Origin of the sequence: Campylobacter sp. BCW_6468 (assembly GCF_001762865.1) — a bacterium.
Lineage (GTDB): Bacteria > Campylobacterota > Campylobacteria > Campylobacterales > Campylobacteraceae > Campylobacter_D > Campylobacter_D jejuni.
Genome location: NZ_MJXQ01000014.1, coordinates 1 through 947 on the forward strand (window position 1 = coordinate 1; position 947 = coordinate 947).

Consider the following 947-nt stretch of genomic DNA (forward strand, 5'->3'; position numbering starts at 1 on the left):
CCGAATAAATTCTCATCAAGCTCTTTATCTTTTAAAATCTTGCGAAAATCTTGCGAAAATCTTTTTAAAAAATCCAACTTATATCTTTCATCGATTCTTTCTAAAGTAAACATATAATTTCCAAAACGATGCAAAGCACATATTGGAGCAAGTGTTTTTTCAAGATCAGGATGTTTTTTTAAAAAATCTCGAATAAAATCATATTCTTCACATGCACAATATACTTTTTCTTTGCTTTTTACGGATGAATTAGGATTATCTCTTCTAAGCATATAAAATGCTTCATTAATAAAATAAATACTTTTAGCAAGAGCAAAAATTTGAAACCATAAACCATTGTCTTGATAGGAAGCTCCTGGAGTTTCGTTTAACTTAATTTGATTTGTTCTTAATAAATCCAATCGGTAAATACCGATTGGATTTATGCTTTGAAAATTAAATATATTAGGGTGGGTTTTAAAAGAAATAATTTGATTATATAAAAAATCAATAGGAGTAATTTTCGAATATTTTCCTTTATTTGATTCTAATATATAAAAATCCCCTTTAACAACTTCACAATCATTCTTTTTAGCAATTTCATAAAGTCTTTCATACATATTTGTTTTAATATAATCATCACTTTCAACTATACCAAGATATTCTCCCTTTGCCTCTTTTATACCAAGATTCATTTGATAACCATAACTTTTCTTATCTGATATTATTACCCTAAGCCTCTTATCTTTTTTTTCATAGTTTTTTAAAACTTCTAAAGTTCCATCAGTTGAATTTGCATCAATACAAAGTATCTCAATATCTTTTAAAGTTTGATTTAATATACTATCAATACATTCTCTTATATATGATATAGAATTTAATGAAGGTACAACAATAGAAACTTTTGGAGTATTATAATTCATCATTTCATCCTTGCTTATTTTTTAACTCATTTTTACAAAATAATA

At 25.2% G+C, this 947-nt stretch carries 1 protein-coding gene; it reads right to left on the bottom strand.

The genetic code is table 11. The annotated features are described in order from the left end of the window. Positions 1 to 905, bottom strand: a 905-nt coding sequence (locus AJ889_RS00880; RefSeq protein WP_040977114.1) for a glycosyltransferase family 2 protein, incomplete at its 3' end; no start/stop codon positions are given. Positions 906 to 947 lie beyond the last annotated feature (42 nt).